This window comes from Nocardia sp. NPDC047654, assembly GCF_043205035.1.
Lineage (GTDB): Bacteria > Actinomycetota > Actinomycetes > Mycobacteriales > Mycobacteriaceae > Nocardia.
The window spans coordinates 465,384-485,083 of record NZ_JBIDDF010000003.1 but is presented as its reverse complement, the minus strand read 5'-3'; the positions used below and the strand labels follow the sequence as shown (position 1 = coordinate 485,083).

The 19,700-nt window shown below is 70.2% G+C and carries 17 protein-coding genes; 11 read left to right on the top strand and 6 right to left on the bottom strand.

Annotated elements, in window-relative coordinates:
• The first annotated feature begins 7 nt into the window (after nucleotides 1-7).
• Nucleotides 8-424: a VOC family protein gene (locus tag ACGF7Y_RS15495; RefSeq protein ID WP_393233927.1), complete on the top strand. Its 417-nt coding sequence runs from the start codon at nucleotides 8-10 to the stop codon at nucleotides 422-424.
• A 91-nt stretch (nucleotides 425-515) separates the two neighbouring features.
• Here the strand turns inward: ACGF7Y_RS15495 and ACGF7Y_RS15490 are convergent, their stop codons facing one another.
• The 3 genes from ACGF7Y_RS15490 to ACGF7Y_RS15480 form a co-directional block, all read right to left on the bottom strand.
• Nucleotides 516-1,337, bottom strand: a complete 822-nt coding sequence (locus ACGF7Y_RS15490; protein ID WP_393234021.1) for a carbohydrate ABC transporter permease — start codon at nucleotides 1,335-1,337, stop codon at nucleotides 516-518.
• An 83-nt stretch (nucleotides 1,338-1,420) separates the two neighbouring features.
• Nucleotides 1,421-2,296, bottom strand: a complete 876-nt coding sequence (locus tag ACGF7Y_RS15485) for a carbohydrate ABC transporter permease (protein ID WP_393234018.1) — start codon at nucleotides 2,294-2,296, stop codon at nucleotides 1,421-1,423.
• 50 nt (nucleotides 2,297-2,346) lie between these two features.
• On the bottom strand, nucleotides 2,347-3,660 hold the full coding sequence (locus tag ACGF7Y_RS15480) for an ABC transporter substrate-binding protein (RefSeq protein WP_393233924.1): 1,314 nt from the start codon (nucleotides 3,658-3,660) through the stop codon (nucleotides 2,347-2,349).
• Nucleotides 3,661-3,863: 203 nt separating this feature from the next.
• Here ACGF7Y_RS15480 and ACGF7Y_RS15475 point away from each other — a divergent pair, with 203 nt between their 5' ends.
• From ACGF7Y_RS15475 to ACGF7Y_RS15460, 4 genes are all read left to right on the top strand, one after another.
• Entirely contained in the window at nucleotides 3,864-6,122 is a 2,259-nt protein-coding gene (locus ACGF7Y_RS15475) for a carbon starvation CstA family protein (RefSeq protein WP_393233922.1), read from the top strand.
• Nucleotides 6,123-6,175: 53 nt separating this feature from the next.
• The gene (locus ACGF7Y_RS15470) at nucleotides 6,176-6,379 is read left to right on the top strand and encodes a YbdD/YjiX family protein (protein WP_063051221.1); all 204 of its coding nucleotides are present in this window, start codon (nucleotides 6,176-6,178) and stop codon (nucleotides 6,377-6,379) included.
• A gap of 170 nt (nucleotides 6,380-6,549) precedes the next feature.
• Entirely contained in the window at nucleotides 6,550-8,172 is a 1,623-nt protein-coding gene (locus ACGF7Y_RS15465) for a DNA-3-methyladenine glycosylase 2 family protein (RefSeq protein ID WP_393233919.1), read from the top strand.
• Complete coding sequence (locus ACGF7Y_RS15460; RefSeq protein ID WP_393233916.1) at nucleotides 8,169-8,711, top strand: methylated-DNA--[protein]-cysteine S-methyltransferase; 543 nt, start codon at nucleotides 8,169-8,171, stop codon at nucleotides 8,709-8,711. The genes ACGF7Y_RS15465 and ACGF7Y_RS15460 overlap by 4 nt, the downstream gene beginning before the upstream one ends.
• 137 nt (nucleotides 8,712-8,848) lie before the next feature.
• On the opposite strand, the gene ACGF7Y_RS15455 is transcribed toward ACGF7Y_RS15460, so the two are convergent.
• Both ACGF7Y_RS15455 and ACGF7Y_RS15450 read right to left on the bottom strand, forming a co-directional pair.
• Nucleotides 8,849-12,052 carry an AAA family ATPase gene (locus ACGF7Y_RS15455; protein ID WP_393233913.1) on the bottom strand — a complete coding sequence of 1,068 codons (3,204 nt, stop codon included), beginning with the start codon at nucleotides 12,050-12,052 and terminating at the stop codon, nucleotides 8,849-8,851.
• A gap of 34 nt (nucleotides 12,053-12,086) precedes the next feature.
• A complete protein-coding gene (locus ACGF7Y_RS15450; protein WP_393233910.1) occupies nucleotides 12,087-13,262 on the bottom strand; it encodes an exonuclease SbcCD subunit D in 1,176 nt (391 codons plus the stop codon).
• A 285-nt stretch (nucleotides 13,263-13,547) separates the two neighbouring features.
• On the opposite strand from ACGF7Y_RS15450, the gene ACGF7Y_RS15445 reads away from it, so the two are divergent.
• Complete coding sequence (locus ACGF7Y_RS15445) at nucleotides 13,548-14,693, top strand: DNA recombination protein RmuC (RefSeq protein WP_393233907.1); 1,146 nt, start codon at nucleotides 13,548-13,550, stop codon at nucleotides 14,691-14,693.
• A gap of 58 nt (nucleotides 14,694-14,751) precedes the next feature.
• Nucleotides 14,752-15,618 (top strand): DUF6542 domain-containing protein, encoded by an 867-nt coding sequence (locus ACGF7Y_RS15440; RefSeq protein WP_393233904.1) that lies wholly within the window; start codon nucleotides 14,752-14,754, stop codon nucleotides 15,616-15,618.
• Nucleotides 15,619-15,773: 155 nt separating this feature from the next.
• Here the strand turns inward: ACGF7Y_RS15440 and ACGF7Y_RS15435 are convergent, their stop codons facing one another.
• The gene (locus ACGF7Y_RS15435; RefSeq protein ID WP_393233902.1) at nucleotides 15,774-16,784 is read right to left on the bottom strand and encodes a 4-hydroxy-3-methylbut-2-enyl diphosphate reductase; all 1,011 of its coding nucleotides are present in this window, start codon (nucleotides 16,782-16,784) and stop codon (nucleotides 15,774-15,776) included.
• Between the two features lie 296 nt (nucleotides 16,785-17,080).
• Here ACGF7Y_RS15435 and ACGF7Y_RS15430 point away from each other — a divergent pair, with 296 nt between their 5' ends.
• The 4 genes from ACGF7Y_RS15430 to ACGF7Y_RS15415 are packed head-to-tail and all read left to right on the top strand — an operon-like array spanning nucleotide 17,081 to nucleotide 19,681.
• Nucleotides 17,081-17,743, top strand: coding sequence for a lipid droplet-associated protein (locus ACGF7Y_RS15430; protein WP_393233899.1), 663 nt, complete (start codon nucleotides 17,081-17,083; stop codon nucleotides 17,741-17,743).
• Complete coding sequence (xseA, locus tag ACGF7Y_RS15425) at nucleotides 17,740-19,062, top strand: exodeoxyribonuclease VII large subunit (protein ID WP_393233896.1); 1,323 nt, start codon at nucleotides 17,740-17,742, stop codon at nucleotides 19,060-19,062. Before ACGF7Y_RS15430 ends, xseA begins: the two co-directional genes overlap by 4 nt.
• 2 nt (nucleotides 19,063-19,064) lie before the next feature.
• Nucleotides 19,065-19,340, top strand: a complete 276-nt coding sequence (locus ACGF7Y_RS15420; protein ID WP_040869581.1) for an exodeoxyribonuclease VII small subunit — start codon at nucleotides 19,065-19,067, stop codon at nucleotides 19,338-19,340.
• A complete protein-coding gene (locus tag ACGF7Y_RS15415) occupies nucleotides 19,337-19,681 on the top strand; it encodes a VOC family protein (protein WP_393233894.1) in 345 nt (114 codons plus the stop codon). Before ACGF7Y_RS15420 ends, ACGF7Y_RS15415 begins: the two co-directional genes overlap by 4 nt.
• Nucleotides 19,682-19,700: the final 19 nt, after the last annotated feature.

Genomic DNA, 19,700 nt, shown 5'->3' with positions numbered 1-19,700 from the left:
TTCAGCCATGACGAATCCGACAGAAACCAGCACCCGCACCGCCGTCTGGCCCACGCTGACCTTCCGCGATGCCCGCACCATGGCCACCTTCCTCGTCGAGGCGTTCGGCTTCCGGGAAGCCGCGCTCCACACCCGCGAGGGTGACCCGTCGATCGTGGAGCACGCGGAACTGCGCTGGCCGCTGGGCGGCGGCGTCATGTTCGGCTCGGCAGGTAAGGATGACAGCCCGTTCGGCACCCGCCCGACCGGCACCGACTCTGTCTATCTGGTCTGCGAGGAGCCCGACGCCTTGTTCGCCCGCGCGACCGCCGCGGGCGCCGAAGTGGTCCGCGACCTGCGCGACGAGGACTACGGCTCGCGCGGCTTCACGGTCCGCGACCCGGAGGGCAACCTCTGGAGCTTCGGCACCTATTGGGGCGCTTGATCGGCGCGGCCGACGACGCCCGTCCGCTACCTGACCGCGGGGCCTTGCCGAGGCCCCGCGGCAGCTCCCCCGTTGGCGGGCGAGGTCCTGCTCAGCGCCCGCCGAGCCCCGACATCGCGATGCCGCGGATGAACGCGCGCTGGGCGATCGCGTAGATCACCAGCAGCGGAACCAGGATGACGATCGCGGCGGCCATCAGGATCGGCCACTGGGTGTGGTACTGGCCTTGCAGGCGGACCAGGCCCAGTGTCGCGGTGGCGACGTCCTCGCGCTGGATCATGACCAGCGGCCAGAGGAAGTCGTTCCACACGGTGATCCAGGTGAGCACGGCGAGCACCATCAGGGCCGGACGGGTGTGTGGCAGCAGGACCCGCCAGTAGACCTGCCAGGTGTTGCAGCCGTCGAGGATGGCGGCCTCCTCCAGTTCGTCGGGCAGCGTGCGGAAGAACTGCCGCATCAGATAGGTGCCGAACGCGCTGCCGAACAGGCCGGGAACGATCATCGCCCACGGGGTGTCCACCCAGCCGAACGCCCGCATCAGCAGGAACTGCGGGATCACCGTCACGGTCAACGGAACCATCAGCGTCGCGAGGTAGGCGAGGAACAGCATGTCCCGCCCGCGAAAACGGAGGCGCGCGAACGCGTAACCGGCCAGCGAGCAGAAGAAGACCTGCCCCGCCGTGACACACAGCGCGTAGACCGTGGTGTTGAGCAGCATCCGCCCCATCGGCAGCAGTTCGAAGACCTTCCCGTAGTTCGACCACTGCGGCCGCTGCGGAAGGAAGGCCGCGTCGGCGATCTCACCGTCCCGCTTCAGCGAGCCCGACACCGCCCACAGGATCGGCAGCAGCGCGCACCACGCGATGCCCACCAGCACCGCGTATATCGCGGTCCCGCGCAGCAGGCGCCGCACGACCGCCCGGTCGACCCGGCCGAACGCGACGCTCGCGCGGTCGCGCCGGACCGGCAGTGCGCGCCGCACCACCTCGTAGGTGTTCACTGCTCCACCTCCGAACGCCGGGCCAGCCGCAGCTGCACCAGGGTCAGCAGGAACAGCATCGCGAAGATCACCCAGGCGAGCGCGGAGGCGTAACCGACCTCGTAGAAGCCGAACGCGTGCTGGAACAGCATGATCCCCAACAGGTATGTACCCGTCTCCGGTCCCCCGTTGCCGCCGGTCAGCGCGTAGGCCTGATCGAACGCCTGCACCGAATTGATGATCGTGATGATGAAGACGAACGACAACGGCCCTCGGATCAGCGGCAGCGTGATCGCGAAGAACCGCCGCAGCGCACCGGCTCCGTCGATCTTCGCGGCCTCGTAGAGCGTCTCCGGCACGCCCTGCATGGCGGCGAGCAGGATGACCGTCGCGAACGGCACGCTCTTCCACACGGTGACGATGCTGAGCGATACCAGCGCCCAGTCGGGGTCGGTCAGCCACGGCACCGCGCCGATGCTGAGCCCGCCCAGCGCCAGATTCAGCAGCCCGTCGTCGGTGAACAGGAACCGCCACACCACGGCCATGGCGACCGCCGAGGCGACCAACGGCAGAAACGCGATGGTCCGAAAGAGGCCGATGCCGGCCACCTTTCGATTCAGTGCGGCGGCGACGACCAGTCCGATGACCACCGTCGGCACCAAGGTCGATACGGTGAAAACCGCCGTGTTGCGTAATGCGATGAGAAACAACGGGTCGGAACCGAACAGCCGCCGGTAGTTGTCCACCCCGACAAAGCGCATGGGGCTGAACAAGTCCCACGAATGAAAACTCAGATAGAGCGAAAATCCCAAGGGGAACAACAAGAAAATCGCGACGGCCGCCACGTTGGGCGCGACGAATGCCCACCCGGCCCGTTCTCGACGCCGCGCCAACCGGGAGGCCACGCCCCTTTTGCCCGATGTTTGCGACCTTTGCGCGCCGGTCACGGCGTGTCCAGCAGCGCGTCGACGTCGGAGGCGAAACGCCCGTCCAAGGACGCGGCGGTGGCGGCGCCGCGCAGCACCCGGTTGGAGCCGCGTTCGAGCAGGGCGGACACCTTGCCCCACGCGGGCGTCACCGGCAGCGGGCGGGAGCTGGCCGGGCCGTCGGTGAACACCTCGAGATTGCGGATATCGCGGTGCGCGGCGGCGAAACCCGGTGAACTCATGGCCGATTTCAGCACCGGAACGAACAGCCCGGACGCGGCGATGATCGCCTGCCCCACCGGCCCGGTCGCGAACTTCACGAACTCCCAGGCCTGTTCGACGCGCGGACTGTCCGCGGCGATGGCCAGGCCGGTACTGCCGACGTCGGTGATGGCGCCGGGACCGCCGTGCGGGCCGACCGGCAGCACCGTGACGTCGATCGCGAGATCGTCGTGCCCGGCGAATTCGGAGTACAGCCAGTGGCCGCCCAGCGCCATCGCCGCCCGGCCACGCCGGAACAGGTCGGGCGCCGAAACCGAAAGCGTGTCGGCGGCTTTCGGCGCCACGCGGTGCCGTACGGCGAGATCGGCGTAGAACTGGAAGCCTTCGGCGAAGCGCGGATCGCCGAGGTTGGTCCTGGTCGGGTCGACCGATGGTGAGAACCATTCGGCGCCGTTGTTCATGCCGAAGCAGGCCGCCGAGAAGTACGGCACCCAGGCGTCGGCGAAACCCCACCGGGTCCGGCCGGACGAGTCGCGCCTGGTCAACGCCGTGGCTGCGGCCAGGAACTCGTCGAACGTCCAGGCGTCCCGCCAGCGTGCCGGCGGGGTGATCCCGGCCTCCTCGAACAGGGTCCGGTTGTAGTACAGGAACACGCCGGACCACTGTTCGGGCAGGGCGTACTGCCCGCCCGCGTAAGCGAAGGTGTCATACAGCGCCGGGTAGCTGTCGGCTTTCAGCTGGGCTGTGTAGCGGGGGTCGCGATCCAGCAGCGTGTTCAGATCCAGCAGGACGCCGCGCTCGGCCAGCCCGGAATAGAGCAGCTCCCACGCCATCAGCACGTCCGGGCACTTACCGCCCGCGCAGTAGGTGAGCATCTGCTGCAACGGATCCGGCCCCGACACGATGGTGCGAATCCGGATGCCGGGGTGCGATTTCCGGAACTCGTCGATGATCTTCAGCCGCACCCGCGCCTCTTCCGGCCTGGCCTGGAAGAAGAAGGTCAGCGCGTCGTCATCGGAACCGCAGCCGCCGCCGGCCAGCAGCGGCGCGGCCAGCGCCGACCCGAGCAGCGTCCGGCGACGGACCCGGGCGACGGGATTCGCACGCAACACAGCCCTCCTCCAGGGCGGATGTGGAGCTTCTCGAACCGCATGGCAGCATACGTTCGGCAATCACCTGGTGACGGCCGACACATGAACAATATTTCACGGTGCCCGCCCGGCGTCCGGAATCGGCACGACGGCGATCATCGATCGGATACGTTGTCACGTGTTTCAGCAAGATCCTGCGCGTTTTACAGGAGAGAAGGCAGATGGCGACAATCGAATATCTGCGGACCGATCCCGATCTGCCGCCCGTCGGCGTGGTCGACAAGTCCCCGATCACACCGGCCAAGAAATTGATCTTCGCCGGGATCGCCGTACTCGGCGCCATAGCCTGGGCGGTGCTCGCCATCTCGCGGGGCGAATCGGTGAACGCGGTGTGGATCGTGATCGCGGCGGTGTCCACCTACATCATCGCGTATCGGTTCTACGCCAGGTTCATCGAACGCAAGATAGTCGAACCACGTGACGACCTGGCCACGCCCGCCGAGATCCTGGAGAACGGCAAGGACTACATGCCGATGGACCGGCGGGTGCTCTACGGGCACCATTTCGCCGCCATCGCGGGCGCGGGTCCGCTGGTCGGGCCGGTGCTGGCCGCGCAGATGGGCTACCTGCCGGGGACCATCTGGATCGTGGTCGGCGTGGTACTGGCCGGCGCGGTGCAGGACTACCTGGTGCTGTGGGTCTCGATGAAGCGGCGCGGGCGCAGTCTGGGGCAGATGGCCAGGGACGAGCTGGGGGTGATCGGCGGCTGGTCGGCCATCGTCGGCGTGCTGGTGATCATGATGATCCTGCTGGCGGTGCTCGCTCTGGTGGTCGTCAACGCGCTCGCGCACAGCCCGTGGGGCGTCTTCTCGATCGGCATGACCATTCCGATCGCGCTGTTCATGGGCGTGTACCTGCGGTTCCTGCGGCCGGGCAAGGTCGGCGAGGTCTCCGTGATCGGATTCGCGCTGCTGCTGCTGGCCATCGTGAGCGGCGGTTGGGTGTCGGAAACCGACTGGGGCGCGGACTGGTTCACGCTCTCGCCGGTGACCATCTCGTGGCTGCTGATCGCCTACGGCTTCGTCGCCTCGGTGCTTCCGGTGTGGCTGCTGCTCGCGCCGCGCGATTACCTGTCGACGTTCATGAAGGTCGGCACCATCGTGCTGCTCGCGGTGGGCATCCTCGTCACGCTGCCGGTGCTGCACGCGCCCGCGGTCTCGTCGTTCGCGTCCACCGGCACCGGGCCTGCCTTCGCGGGCTCGCTGTTCCCGTTCCTGTTCATCACCATCGCCTGCGGCGCGCTGAGCGGGTTCCACGCGCTGGTCTCCTCCGGCACCACGCCGAAGCTGCTGGAGAAGGAATCGCACGCCCGGATGATCGGCTACGGCGGCATGCTGATGGAGTCGTTCGTCGCGGTCATGGCCATCATCACCGCCTCGATCATCGACCAGCACCTGTACTTCGCGATGAACGCGCCGCTCGGCCTCACCGGAGGCACCGCGGAGAAGGCCGCGGCCTACACCAACAGCCTCGGGCTCAGCGGTCCCGCGGTCACTCCGGCGGAGCTGAGCCAGGCAGCGAGCGACGTCGGCGAATCGTCGATCATCTCTCGCACGGGCGGCGCGCCGACGCTGGCGGTCGGCATCTCGGAGGTGTTCCACCAGTTCCTCGGCGGCGCGAGCATGAAGTCGTTCTGGTACCACTTCGCGATCATGTTCGAGGCGCTGTTCATCCTCACCACGATCGACGCGGGCACCCGGGTCGCGCGGTTCATGCTCTCGGACGCGCTAAGCAATTTCGGCGGGGCGGCGAAGAAGTTCCGTGATCCGTCCTGGCGGGTGGGCGCGTGGCTGTGCTCCGCCATCGTGGTCGCGGCATGGGGTTCGATCCTGCTGATGGGCGTCACCGACCCGCTGGGCGGCATCAACACGCTGTTCCCGCTGTTCGGCATCGCCAACCAGTTGCTCGCGGCCATCGCGTTGACCGTGGTGCTGGTGATCGTGGTGAAGAAGGGCCTCGCGAAATGGGCCTGGGTGCCTGGTATTCCGCTGGTCTGGGACCTGCTGGTGACCATGACGGCATCGTGGCAGAAGATCTTCTCCGCCGACCCGAAGCTCGGCTACTGGAAGCAGCACAGCATCTGCCAGGCCGCGCAGGACGCCGGCAAGTTGTGCCTGACGGCGAAGACGCAGGACGACATGACCGCGATCGTGCGCAACACCTTCATCCAGGGCACGTTGTCGATCGTGTTCGCGGTGCTGGTGCTGATCGTCGCGGTGGTCGGCGCCGTCGTGGCCTACCGCGCCTGGCGCTCCGGCGAGACGAAGACCACCGAGACACCGGAGGAGCCGTCGAAGATCTTCGCGCCCAGCGGTTTCGTCGCCACCGCGGCGGAGAAGGAAGTGCAGAAGCAGTGGGACGAGCTGATCGCGACCGGAAAGGTGCGCGCTCCCGGCGCGGCACACGTCCACGCGCGATGAGCGACTCGGCCACCCAGGGTGCCGACCGGTCCGGGCGACCGGCCGGCACCCGGTTGCGCGCCGCGGCCCGCGCCTGCCGCGACGGCGTTCGGGCGGCCATCTGGTGGTTCGACTCGATCCTCGGCGGGCAGGATTACCAGCGCTACGTCGAGCACCTGCGGCGCAGGCACCCGGGATGCGCCATTCCGACCGAGCGGGAGTACTGGCGGCAGCGGCATGCCGAGGCGGATCGCAATCCGGCCAATCGCTGCTGCTGACCGGCAGAATTTCGGCGCGCGCCGCCACACCCCATTTGGTAGTCGCCACAACCGCGAACCAGGCGACGGCTGTGCGATGTCATGACCGTTGTGCGAGGTGGGGACAACCACCGGCGGTGGTGGCCGATTCCCGCTAGCACGGGTCCGCCGCAGCTGCCATTGTGGTGGGCGTGACGATCACGGCATTGGATTTCGAACGTTGCTACCGGGCGGTGTCGACCCGGGACTCCCGATTCGACGGGCAATTCTTCACCGCGGTACGGACCACCGGAATCTATTGCCGCCCTTCGTGTCCGGCGATCACGCCGAAGCGGGCCAACGTGTCGTTCCTGCCGACCGCCGCGGCGGCGCAGCAGGCGGGCTACCGCGCCTGCCGCCGCTGCCTGCCCGACGCGGCGCCCGGATCGCCACTGTGGAACACGAGGGCGGATCTGGCCGCCCGGGCGATGCGGCTGATCGGGGACGGCGTGGTCGAGCGCGCCGGAGTACCCGGGCTGGCCGCCACCCTCGGCTACTCCCAGCGGCAAGTCACCCGGGTGCTGACCACGGAACTGGGCGCGGGGCCGCTGGCACTGGCCCGGGCGCACCGGGCACACACCGCGCGGCTGCTGATCCAGACCACCGCCATGCCCATGTCCGATATCGCGTTCGCGGCGGGCTTCGCCTCCATCCGCCAGTTCAACGACACGGTGCGCGAGGTGTTCGCGGTGAGCCCCACCACCATGCGGCTCGAGGCGCAGCGCGCGAAGAGCAGCGCCCCCGCGCGCCCGGCACAGGCCGGCAGCGGATCGCTCACCCTGCGGCTGCCCTACCGGGAACCGCTCGACCGGGCCTGGCTGGAATGGTTTCTGTCCGCCCATGTCGTACCGGGCATGGAATTGTGGGAGAACCGCGCCTACACCAGGAACCTGCGCACGCCACACGGGCACGCCACCGCGCGGCTGAGCTTCCAGCGCGACCACGTGCGCGCGGAATTGTCCCTGCACGACATGCGCGATCTCGCGCCGACGGTGGCCAGGCTCCGGCACCTGCTGGATCTGGACGCCGACCCGATCGGGATCGATGACGCGCTCGGTGTCGGTCCTGCGGCGCGCATGCCCTCCTCGGGACAATTGCCCGAGCAGGCCGCCGAGTACCTGCCGGACGCGGGGTCGGGGTCGCCGCCGGAAACCGAGGCGCTGACCGAGGCGGAGCCGCTCGACGCGGCGCGCCCGTCATTCACGCCGGGTATTCGGGTGCCCGGGTGCGTGGACGGAGCCGAACTCTTGCTGCGCACCATGATCGGGCAGCAGATCTCGGTGTCGGCCGCCGCCACGCACACCGCGCGGCTGGTCGAAGCGCTCGGTGAACGGGTGGACGGGCCGATTCCGCTGCTGTTCCCGGCACCCGAAGTCATCGCCGCGCGTGGCGCCGAGGTCTTGACCGGACCGGCGCGGCGCATCCGTTCCATCATCGCGGCCGCCGAGGCACTCGCTTCCGGCGAGCTGCCGCTGCACCAGGGACGTACCGCGGCCGACCTGCGCCGTGACCTGCTCGCGCTGGACGGCGTCGGACCGTGGACGGCCGACTACGTGATCATGCGCTTGCTCGCCGATCCGGACGTCCTGCTCGGGACCGACCTGATCGTCCGCCGCGGCGCGACCCTGCTCGGCGTTGATCTGACGGACACCGCGCGCTGGGCGCCGTGGCGGTCGTATTTGTCGATGCACCTGTGGAAAGCGGCGCTGACCAGCCGCGGCACACCTTCCGATGTCCCCGCGCTCGCCACCACGAAAGGCAGTGTCGAATCATGACCACCAGCATCACCGTCCACGCCGAGGCCGGCGGCGCCACCACCGCGACAGCGGATTTCGCCGTCACGCAGACCCCGCTCGGCCCGTTCACCACGCTCGTCGACTCCGACGGCGCGGTCCTGGCCTCCGGCTGGACATCCGACGCGGAAGACCTGCGCGGGCTGATCCACCCCACCCTGCGCCCCGGCCTGTTACGGCAGCGCGATTCGCTGGGCGAGGTGACCGGAGCCGTCACCGCCTACCACGAGGGTGATGTCACCGCGATCGATCGGATTCCGGTACGTCAGCAGTCCGGGGAGTTCCTCGTCCACGCCTGGGAGATACTCCGCGCCGTCCCGGCGGGCAGCCCCCTGACCTACACCGAATTCGCCGCCCGCGCCGGCCGCCCCGACGCCACGCGCGCCGCGGCCAACGCGTGCGCCCGCAACGCCGCGGCCCTCTTCGTGCCCTGCCACCGCATCCTGCGCATCGGCGGCGCACTCGGCGGCTTCCGTTGGGGATTACCGGTGAAACGGTGGCTGCTCGACCACGAGGGGTGAGCGTGCATAGCCCGCAGCGCTCGCGCGGGCAGGCCCATGGATCGCCGGTTGGCCGCGTGGGACCGGTGGCAGATTACCGGGGCCGGAAACCGGCTGTAGGCGATCATCAATCCCTCGCGGAGGGGAGGCAGGCCCACTCAGGCGATGGTCGCTTGCAGGTGGGAGCCCGCGCGGCCGCGCAGGACGTGCAGGCGGCTGGGGATGCGTTGACGCATCTCGTCCACGTGGCTGACCACGCCGACCACGCGGCCGCCCGCGCGCAATTCGTCCAGCACGCCCATCACGGCGTCCAGGGTGTCGGCGTCCAGGCCGCCGAAACCTTCGTCGATGAACAGGGTGTCCAGCACGAGGCCACCGGATTCGGCGGCGACGGTGTCGGCCAGGCCGAGCGCCAGCGACAGCGAGGCCATGAAGGTTTCGCCACCGGAGAGCGTTTTGGCCGGGCGGATCGCGCCGGTGTAATCGTCACGGATGTCCAGCCCGAGGCCGCCGCGGCGACCGCGCGGACCGGCCTTGTCCGAGTGGACGAATTCGTAGCGGCCGCCGGACATCCTGCGTAACCGCAGCGATCCCGCTTGGGCGACTTCTTCCAGACGAGCGGCGAGGACGTAGGAGTGCAGGGACATGCGGCGGTTGTTCGCCCCGCGCCCGGCGACCACGTCGGCGAGACCGTCCAGTTCATCGAACGCGCGCTGGGCCGGCGCGATCCGGTCCACGGCGGCCCAGAGTTGGCCGCCGAGGTCTTCGAGCTGGCCGGCCCGCCTGCTCGCTTCGGCATGGGTGGCCACCGCCGCGTTGAGCGCGGTCTGCGCGTCCGCCACGAGCGCGTCGATCTCGGCCGGATCGCCGGGCTCCTGCTCCGCCGCCGCCCGGATCTCCGGTTCCGCCAGCACCGCTTCGGCCGCGGCTCGGGCACGGTCGGCGGCCACGAGTTCCGCGTCGATCTCGGCCTGCCGCCGCGGGCTGCGGGACGCGGCGGCGACGACCTTCGCGTAGGCGGTCAAGAGCGCGACATCGTCGCGAGCGGTGACGGCAGCGGCGGCGAGGCGCAACGGGTCGTCCAGACCAGCGGAGCCAGAAACACCCGTTTCGCCGGAGTCCAGCGACAGAGCCGAACCCGCGCCGGGCGACCCCGCCTCATCGGTGGCGGCCGAGGCGCCGGGAACAAGCAGCGGACCGCCGAACTCGCCCTCCGGCACGAAACCCGCGGCGCGCGCGAGGTTCCGGACCCGGTCGGCGATGACCGACACCTGTTCTCGCGCCGCCACAGCTTCGGCGCGGGCGTCGCGCAGGGCGGTGGCCTCGCTGACGAGGGCGGCGAGCCGTGCACGGCGGCGGTCGATGGTCTGGTCGGCGCCCGCCGCGGTACGCAGCCGTTCGGTGAGTTCGACCAAGCGCTCCTCGGCGGAGACGATGGTGGCGGCGACCGCGCTGCGGCGCGCCTCGGATGCGCGCAACTCCTCGTGCAGGCGGGCCTCGCCGTCGCGCAAACGGGTGAGTTCGGCTTCCAGCCCATCGGCGTTCGCGGCCAGTTCCGAGGTGTCCTCGTAGCGGTCGGTCGCGGCGCGCAGCGCGGCGGCGAGTTCGACGCGGTCGGTATCGCCGCCGCGAGCGATGAGCGCTTCGATCTCGCGCTCGAGCCCGGTGATGCGGGCCAGCGCGCGGTCGCGGGTGACCTCCGCGGCGCGCTCGGCCGCCACGGCGGCCTCCTCCTCGTCCTTGGACACCGCGGCGTCGGTGGGCCGGGCGGGTGCGGGATGCTCCGCCGAACCGCAGACCGCGCACGGACTCCCGTCCACCAATTCGCCGGCCAGTTCGGCGGCCATCCCGCTGAGCCTGCGCTCGCGCAGATCCAGTACGCGTTCCTTTGCGTCGAGATGCGCGGTGCGGGCGGCGTCGAACTCGATCCGGGCGTGATCGAGCGCGGTTCGGCGCGCCGCCAGCTCGACCGCGGCCGTCGCGGCGGTCTGTAGCCGCTCGGTCTCCGCGGTGATGCCTGGCAGGGCCGCGGCCGCTTCGGTGGCCTCACGCAGCCGGGCCTCGGCCGCGGTGAGCGCGGCGGGCAGTTCGTCACGCCGCGTCGCGAGTTCGGTGACGCGCCGGGCCAGCGTCGCGTCCTCGGTGCGCAGCGTGGCGAGTTCACCATCGAGCCTGGTCGCGGTGGCGGCATCGGTCCGCACCTCGTCCAGCGCGCCGATCTGCGCGCTCCAGCGCTGGGTCGCCGCGTCGATGTCGGCATCATCCCGGACCTGCTCGCCGTCGGGATCGACCAGTTCGGCGCCACCGAGTTCGACGCTCTCCGGTTCCCGCAGCCTGGCCGCGAGTCGTTGGGCCGCGGCCTGCTTTTCGCCGTCGCGCCTGCGCTGGGTTTGCACCGCCGAACGCGCTTCGTCGATAGCGGCAGCGACCGGCTCGGCCCGGCGAGCGAGGTCGAGTTCGGCTTGCAGCTCGGTCCGCCGGCCGGTGCCAGCGGCATAGTCGTCCAGCTGGGCGCGCGCCACACTCAGGCGGCGACGCAGCTCGCGCAGCCGACGCGCCTGTTCGGCCTGCTCCCGGACGCGCGCCGAATCTTGTTGGCGGCGTTGTACCTCCGCGACGGCGGCGGCGAGATCGGCGCGTGCCGTGGCAAGCAGGTCCTGCGACCATCCGACGCACTCGGCGGGACCGACCGAATCCGCCACTCCGGCCGCCATACCCACTTGCGTGATCAGCCGCTTGACGCCGTCCGCGCGAGCGTCCAGGGCCGCTTCGGCAACGCGACGCTGGTCGGCGAGCCAGTGCTCCGCGGTGCCGAACCGTCCGGTGTCGAAGAGCTTTTCGAGCAGTTTCTCGCGATCTTCGTTGTCCGCGCGCAGGAAGCGGGCGAAATCGCCCTGCGGCAACAGCACCACCTGGAAGAACTGGTCGGCGCTCATGCCGAGCAGGCGCAGCACCTCCTCGCCGATATCCGGTATTCGGGACAGGTTCTCTCCGCGGCCGTCCAGCCAGGTCAGCGTCGCCTTCGGGTTGATGGTGCGTGTGCCGGTACCATCGCGCTTCGCACGCTGGAACTCGGGGCTGCGGGTCAGGCGAACTCGCCGCCCACCCAAGGTCGCCTCCAAGACCACTTGCGGTGGTTTTTGCTCCGGGGCGTGATCGGAGTGCAGTCGCTTGCTCTCCCCGCGCGCGCCGGGGACCCTGCCGTAGAGCGCGAACGCGATGGCGTCCAGCACCGTGGTCTTGCCCGCGCCGGTCTGACCGTGCAGCAGGAACAGCCCGTCGGCGCCGAGCGCGTCGAAGTCGACGACCGTGGTGCCGGCGAACGGACCGAAGGCGGTCATCTCGAGCTTGTGCAGCCTCATCCCGCCGCGCCTACGCCCGGCTCCGGCAGGACGCTCATGCGGTCAGTTCCTCGGCGGCGGCCACCGCGGCCACTTGCTCCGGCTCCGCGACGGCGGCGGACAGCGCCCGCTCCAGCCAGCTCATCTCGCTCGAGCTGGGTACGCCGCGGACGTCGGTGAGGAAGCTGCGGGCTACTTCGATGTCGCGGCGGCCGTGCACTCGCTCACGGTAGCGCAGCTCGGGATTCCCCTCGGGCCGCGCCCATTCGACGTGGACGGCGTAGGGGAACCGTTCGCGCAGTTTGCGCATGGCGTCGACCGGGCGGGCGGCGTCGGTGAGCACGGCGGATACGTAGTGCTGTTCGGCCCCGCTGTGCTGCGCACCGCTCAGCAGCTCGTCCAGGGTGCCGGTCAGTTTGCTCAGGCCCCGTACCGTCGGCAGGTCCCGGCGGCGCACCGTGTGCAGACCGGACGCGTCCAGGTCGATGATCCAGACGGCTTTGCGATGCGCGTTCTCGCCGAACGAATACGGCAGCGGCGAGCCGGAGTAGCGGACCTGCTCGGCCAGCGTCTGCGGCGAATGCAGGTGGCCGAGCGCCACGTAGTCGATGCCGTCGAAGGCGGCCAGCGGGACCGTCTCCACCCCGCCGACCGAAATCGAGCGCTCCGATCCGGTGGATTCCCCGCCGACCACGAAGGCGTGCGCCAGCACGACCGTCCGCGCCCCCGGCCGTCGCGCGATGTCGGCTCGCACCCGGGCCATGGCCGCGTCGAGGATTTCGGCATGCGAACGCGCTTGCGGCACTTCGAGTTCTGCGCGGGTGATCTCCGGCTCCAGGTACGGGATGCCGTAGAACGCCACCGGTCCGTGCGCGTCCTCGAGCAGAACGGGGTGATCAACGTCGGCCACGGTGGTACGCAGATGCAGTCCGCCCGCCGCGGCGAAACTCGCGCCGGCGCCCAGCCGGGCGGGCGAATCGTGATTCCCAGAGGTGGCGACGATCTGGGCCCCCGCCGCCCGGATCGCCTCGAATCCACGGTTGCACACCGCGATCGCGTCGGCGCTGGGAATCGACCGGTCGTACACGTCACCCGGTAGCACCACCACGTCGACCGACTCCTCGGCCACCAGCTCCGCGATGGCGGCCAGTGAACGCGCCTGATCGGCAAGCAGATCGACCCCATGGAACGTGCGCCCGATGTGCCAGTCCGAGGTGTGCAGCATCCGCATGCCGCGAAACCGTAGGGCAACCCACCGACAGACTTCAATCGCACCGCCCGCTGCGCCGGGTTTGCCCAGCAGAGGCCCGGCGTGTCCAGCGGAGGGGACGGACGTGTTCGAGCCGGTCGGCCCGCCGAGCCGAATCATCACATATCGCATGGCCTCCCGAACCCCGGCCCCGGATGCCGGAATCCGGATGGTTCGCCGAACGCGCTGGCAGAACCGGTTGTCGACCCGATGCCGAACAGTTGCCGGGTGCCGATCTTGTCGGTGACCTACGGCACTATCAGCGCTATGACCGCACCGATGCTCGTCGCACTGACGCTGGTGTTCGCCGCCGGTTTCGGCCTGGGCTGGCTGGGCCACGCCGCACGGGCCGGGCAGCGCGCCGCGGCGGCGGAAGCGCGGCTCGCGGTCGCCGCCGACAACGAACGGCTGCTACGGCAGTCGCTCACCGCGGCCAACGAGGATGCCGCGCGAAGGCATTCGCACGCCGTCGGCGCGATGGTGGAACCGCTGCGCGCGGCGGTGGGGGCGTTGAACGAGCACATCCAGCAGGTGGAGCGGCAGCGGCTCACCGCGTATTCCGGCCTGCGCGAACAGGTCGCGAACATGCAGCGCACCTCGCACCAGCTCACCGGGCAGACGGGGCAGCTGGTCGCGGCGCTGCGCGCGCCCCAGGTCCGGGGCCGATGGGGGGAGATCCAGCTGGAGCGGGTGGTAGAGCTGGCCGGGATGACCAGGCACTGCGACTTCGGCACCCAGGTGACCCGCACCGGTCGCGACGAGGGCGACCGCACGGTGCGACCGGACCTGGTGGTGCGCCTGTCCGGCGGCAGGCACATCGTGGTGGACGCCAAGGTGCCGTTCGCCGCCTACCTGGACGCCTGCGGCACCGACGACCCCGACGTGCGCGCCGAGCTGCTCACCCGGCACGCCAAGCATCTGCGCGCGCATGTCGATCAGCTGTCGGACAAGGCGTACTGGGCCGTTTTCGATCCCGCGCCGGAATTCGTGGTCTTGTTCGTGCCGGGCGACCCGTTCCTGGACGCGGCTCTGACCACCGACTCGGAGCTGCTGGAGTACGCGTTCGGTCGCAACGTGATCCTCGCTACGCCGACCACCCTGATCGCGTTGCTGCGCACCATCGCCTTCGGCTGGCGGCAAGAGGCGCTGTCCAGGGACATGGCTACCGTGCAGCGGCTGGGCCGTGAGCTGTATCACCGGCTGGGCATGACGGGCAAGCACCTGGACCGGCTGGGTACGCAACTCGGCAGGGCGGTGGAGGCTTTCAACTACACCGTGGCCTCGGTGGAGTCGCGGGTGATGGTCACCGCGCGCAAACTGCACGACCTGGAGATAGCCGAGCAGGAAGTGCCCGCCATCGGGCGCGTGGATTCCCGGCCCCGCGCGGTGGGCTTCGCCGACGCGGGCGAGTAACCAGGAGTATGGCCGTGCCGCCACGCCGCCACGAGCGGCGGCAACTAGTGTGCATGTCGTGGCTGCTTCCGAACGTGTGCGATCCCGGGTGCCCGCGCCGCAACGCTCGATCCTGCCGTCGGTGCCGGGGATCCCGGTCGGCGCGGCGATCCTGATCGCGGTTGCCTGCACGTTTCTGGGGTTCCTGATCGATGCCGGCGGCGGCAACAACGAGCTGACCGGCACGTTCGCCGCGCTGTACATCCTCGGGTGTGTGGCGGCGGTCGCCGCCGTCCGCTATCGAGGCTTGTTCAGCACGATGGTGCTGCCGCCGCTGCTGCTGTTCGTCGCCGTGCCGCTGGCCTATCAGCAGCTCACCGGCCGTGGCTCGACCTCGCTGAAGGACATCCTGCTGAACCTGGCGATCCCGCTGGTGAACCGGTTCCCGACCATGATGCTCGCCACGGTGGTCGTCCTGCTGATCGGTGGCGCGCGGATCTATCTGCACCGCCGCGAAGAGGAGTCCACTCGTCCGCCGTCGACCCGTCGCGGCGCGGGCTGGGGCAAGGCGCCTGCGAAGAAGACCAAGCCCGGCCGTCCGTCCCGTGGTCTCGCGGACTCGTCACGCCGCAAAACCCGCCGTCCGAAGGCGGAGCCCGCCGAACCCGAGGCGGACGGCTCGGACGAGTCCACCCCACGGCCGGCCCGCCGACCAGCGGCGCAGGTCGCCGATACCCCGCCGCGCGTCGCACCCGCTCGCCCGCGGGAAGGACGGGCGCCCGCCAGGGGCGCTACCCGCCCGGCCGGGGCTGTGCCGCGGCCCGAAGGAGAACCACCGCGCGGCGCGGGCCGTCGCCGCGATATGCCCCCGCATCCCCAGCCCAATGTGCGTTACCGCGAACGTGATTCGGGCCGCCCGGAACGGCGCAGGCCGGAGAACCTGTAGCCGGTTCGCTCGGGTGCGAGGGCGCGGCTACCGCGCCTGCGGACGTGGCGACCTCACCACGACGCGGCGCGGTATCGGAGGTGTTGCTCGGCCCGCACGCACGCGAAAATCGAGGCGCGCGGACCGGAGCCGGCCCCGTCGGGCGCGGCCCGGCGTCAGCGACGGGCGTCGCGCAGTTCGCGGGGAAGGGAGAAGACGAGGGTCTCGTTGGCCGTGGTGACCGGCTGGACCTCGCCGTAGCCGTGCTCGGCCAGCATGTCCAGCACGCCGCGGACCAGGATCTCGGGCACCGAGGCGCCCGAGGTGATGCCGATCGTGCGAACGCCGTCGAGCCAGGCCGGGTCGACCTCGCGAGCGAAGTCCACCAGGTACGCGGCCTTGGCGCCCGCACCGAGCGCCACCTCCACCAGGCGCACCGAGTTCGACGAATTGCGCGAGCCGACCACGATCACCAGGTCGCATTCCGGCGCCATCGCCTTCACCGCGACCTGGCGGTTCTGCGTGGCGTAGCAGATGTCGTCGCTCGGCGGGTCCTGCAGGGCGGGGAAGCGCTCCCGCAGCCGCTGCACCGTCTCCATCGTCTCGTCCACGCTCAACGTGGTCTGCGAGAGCCAGATCACCTTCGACTCGTCGCGCACGTTGACGTTGTCCACCGCGCCGGGCCCGTCGACCAGTTGGACGTGCTCTGGCGCCTCACCCGCGGTGCCCTCGACCTCCTCGTGCCCCTCGTGACCGATCAGCAGGATGTCGTAGTCGTCGCGGGCGAAGCGCTTCGCCTCCTGGTGCACCTTGGTGACCAGCGGACAGGTGGCGTCGATGGTGTGCAGACTGCGCGCGGCGGCCGAAGCGTGCACCGCGGGCGACACGCCGTGCGCGGAGAACACCACGACCGCGCCCTCGGGGACCTCGTCGGTCTCGTCCACGAAGATCACGCCGCGGTCGCGCAGCGTCTCCACCACGTGGCGGTTGTGCACGATCTCCTTGCGTACGTAGATCGGCGCACCGTGCTTGTCCAGCGCCTTCTCGACGGTTTCGACCGCGCGGTCCACGCCGGCGCAGTACCCGCGTGGTTCCGCGAGCAGCACGCGTTTTCCGCCCTCGGCGAGGGCGTTTCCGACGCCTGCCGAGCGCGCGATTCCGACGTTCAAGGGAATGGCCGAAGACATGCCCACAGGATACGTGCGGACCGCGACCACGCCACGTCCGGGAGTTGCCCGTCACATCCGCGCCGGAGCCGGTGCGTACGGGCCGCGAACTGGGGCGGAGAGCCCGCCGTGGCCGAGTTGCCGACCCGCCGCGGCGAATGTCTCGGACACTCCCGCCGGGACCTGCGTTTATTCTCCGCATTATGAGCACAGCGCCGCGCAATTCCCGCCGATCGGCCGCACGCCGTAACCGGCGAATATCGGAACCGGGCGCGCCCCTCCTTTGCATAACACACCATTTCGGGCAGGCTAGGACCATGTTTCGACCACCCTTTCTGGCCCGCGTCGCCGCCGGCGCCGCCGTATACGCCCTCGAGGAATCCCGCCGGCTACCCACGGCGGCAATGAATTTCCCGATCACGGCCATCAGTCAGGTGCTGCAGACGACGATGCACGTCCAGCAGTTCGTCACCAGCCTGGCCCTGAAGGGCGACGCGGTATTCGACCGGCTGTCCAACCACCCGGTCGAGCAGCCGGAGTGGGCCACCTTCGACGAGGACCTCGCCGACGACCCGAGCCCCACCGCGCATCGCGGCAGTCGATTCGATCTCTTCACCGCCGACGATCCCGAACCGTTCCGCGCGAACGAGTCCTTCTCCGCCGACGACACCCGCGCCGAAGCGACCAACGGCCATGTCGCCTCGGTGACGAGGATCGCCGAGGAGCCGGCCGAAGAACCGGAGCCGGGCAACTCGGAAACCGATCCCGAGCCTGCCGCGGAAGCGCCCGAGATCGCCGAACCGGAAGTCGCCGTCCGCTACGACTACGCCACCATGACCCTGGCCCAGCTGCGCGCCCGGCTGCGCCTGCTGACGGTCGAGGACCTCACCGCGCTGCTGGAGTACGAGCAGCGCACCCGCGCCAGGGCGCCGTTCGTGACCATGCTCACGAACCGGATCGCCACTGTGCAGGCCCAGTGACCGAACCCCGGACTCCTTCGTCGCCGACGGCAAGCCGGGAGACCTCCGGCGTGCCCGCCGCCGCACCGGCCAACTCCGCCGAGCACCCCTGGCCGGTGCGTTCGGTGTCCATGAAGGTCGCCCAGTGGATCGACCGGCTGGGCAGCATCTGGGTGGAGGGCCAGATCACCCAGATCAACCTCCGTCCGGGCACCCGCACCGCGTTCCTGGTGCTGCGGGACCCCTCCGCCGACATGTCGCTGTCGGTGACCTGCGATCCGGACCTCATTCGCAATTCCCCCGTCCCCCTGCAAGAGGGCAGCCGGGTGGTCGTCTACGGCAAGCTCTCGTTCTTCACCGGGCGCGGCACGATCTCGTTGCGCGTCCTGGAGATTCGGCCGGTGGGCATCGGCGAGCTGCTGGCCCGCATCGAACGGCTGAAGGCGCTGCTGGCCGCCGAGGGCCTGTTCGACCCCCGGCTCAAGCGCCCGATCCCGTTCCTGCCAGGGACGATCGGCCTCATCACCGGCCGCGCGAGCGCCGCGGAGCGCGACGTGCTGAGCGTCGCCCGCAACCGCTGGCCCGCGGTACGTTTCGAAATCCGCAACACAGCCGTACAAGGACCCACCGCGGTCGCGCAGATGCTCACGGCGTTGGCCGAACTCGATCGGCATCCCGCCGTCGAGGTGATCGTGCTGGCGCGCGGCGGCGGCAGCGTGGAAGACCTGCTCCCGTTCTCCGACGAGGCGCTGTGCCGCGCCATCGTGGCCGCCACCACGCCGATCGTGAGCGCGATCGGCCACGAACCGGACAACCCGCTCAGCGACCTGGTCGCCGATCTGCGCGCGGCCACCCCGACCGATGCCGCCAAGCGGATCGTCCCTGACGCCGCCGCCGAACTGGCCTGCATCCGCGAGCTGCGCGAACGCACCGCCGCCGCGCTGCGCGGCTGGGTGGACCGGGAGACCAGGGCGCTCGCCCAGCTGCGGTCGCGGCCCGTGCTGGCCGACCCGCTGCGCGAAATCGATCGCCGCCAGGAAGATGTCGAACGCCTGCGCACGGCCGCGCACCGCTCGGCCGAACAGCTGATCCGCACCGAATCCACGGCCACCCGGCACCTGCGCGAGAAACTCACCGCCGTCGGTCCGGCCGCGACGCTGGCCCGTGGCTACGCTGTCGTACAGCGTGTCACCGGCCGGGACCGGGAGGTGGTTCGCTCGATCGAGGACGCGCCCGCGGGCAGCCAGTTGCGTATCCGGGTGGCCGACGGGGCCGTCACGGCCGCCGCGCTCGGCGCCCAGGCGCTCGGCGCGAAGCACACCGATACAGGGAGGAACTGACCTTGGCCGAGTCCGGCAAGTCCACGGGCAAGAACGGGACGGGAGCCGATCCGGCCGACGACGCGGCCGAGATCGCCGGTTTCGGTTACGAACGCGCCCGTGACGAACTCGTCAACGTCGTGAAGATCCTCGAACAGGGCGGCCTCGACCTGGACGAATCCCTGGCCCTGTGGGAACGTGGCGAGGCGCTGGCCACCCGCTGCGAAGAGCACCTTGCGGGCGCGCGCAAGCGCGTCGAGGACGCGCTGCACCGCACCGACCTGGAGCGGCAGGAATGACCATCCGCCGCGCCACACCCGACATCCGCACCACCGACCTGGCCGCCAGCCGGGATTTCTACCGGCTGCTCGGCTTCGAGGAGGCGATGGACCTGGGCTGGGTCGTGACCATGGCCTCACCGTCCAACCCGACCGCCCAGGTCCTGCTCGTAGGTCCCGACGCCGAGCGACTCCAGCCGGACATGAGCGTGGAGGTCGACGACGTCGACGCCGTACACGCCGAGGTGCTCGCCGCCGGCGCCGACATCGTCTACCCCCTGCGCGACGAGCCGTGGGGGGTGCGCCGCTTCTTCGTCCGCGACCCGAGCGGGACCATCGTCAACGTGGTGAGCCACCGCTGACGACGGTCCCGTGCACCGC

Excerpts from the sequence above, each read along its gene's own strand:
- ACGF7Y_RS15455 (WP_393233913.1), bottom strand. The coding sequence starts at position 12,052 with ATGAGGCTGCACAAGCTCGAGATGACCGCCTTCGGTCCGTTCGCCGGC.
- ACGF7Y_RS15445 (WP_393233907.1), top strand. The coding sequence starts at position 13,548 with ATGACCGCACCGATGCTCGTCGCACTGACGCTGGTGTTCGCCGCCGGT.
- ACGF7Y_RS15450 (WP_393233910.1), bottom strand. The coding sequence starts at position 13,262 with ATGCGGATGCTGCACACCTCGGACTGGCACATCGGGCGCACGTTCCAT.
- ACGF7Y_RS15475 (WP_393233922.1), top strand. The coding sequence starts at position 3,864 with ATGGCGACAATCGAATATCTGCGGACCGATCCCGATCTGCCGCCCGTC.
- ACGF7Y_RS15415 (WP_393233894.1), top strand. The coding sequence starts at position 19,337 with ATGACCATCCGCCGCGCCACACCCGACATCCGCACCACCGACCTGGCC.
- ACGF7Y_RS15435 (WP_393233902.1), bottom strand. The coding sequence starts at position 16,784 with ATGTCTTCGGCCATTCCCTTGAACGTCGGAATCGCGCGCTCGGCAGGC.
- ACGF7Y_RS15460 (WP_393233916.1), top strand. The coding sequence starts at position 8,169 with ATGACCACCAGCATCACCGTCCACGCCGAGGCCGGCGGCGCCACCACC.
- ACGF7Y_RS15495 (WP_393233927.1), top strand. The coding sequence starts at position 8 with ATGACGAATCCGACAGAAACCAGCACCCGCACCGCCGTCTGGCCCACG.
- ACGF7Y_RS15430 (WP_393233899.1), top strand. The coding sequence starts at position 17,081 with ATGTTTCGACCACCCTTTCTGGCCCGCGTCGCCGCCGGCGCCGCCGTA.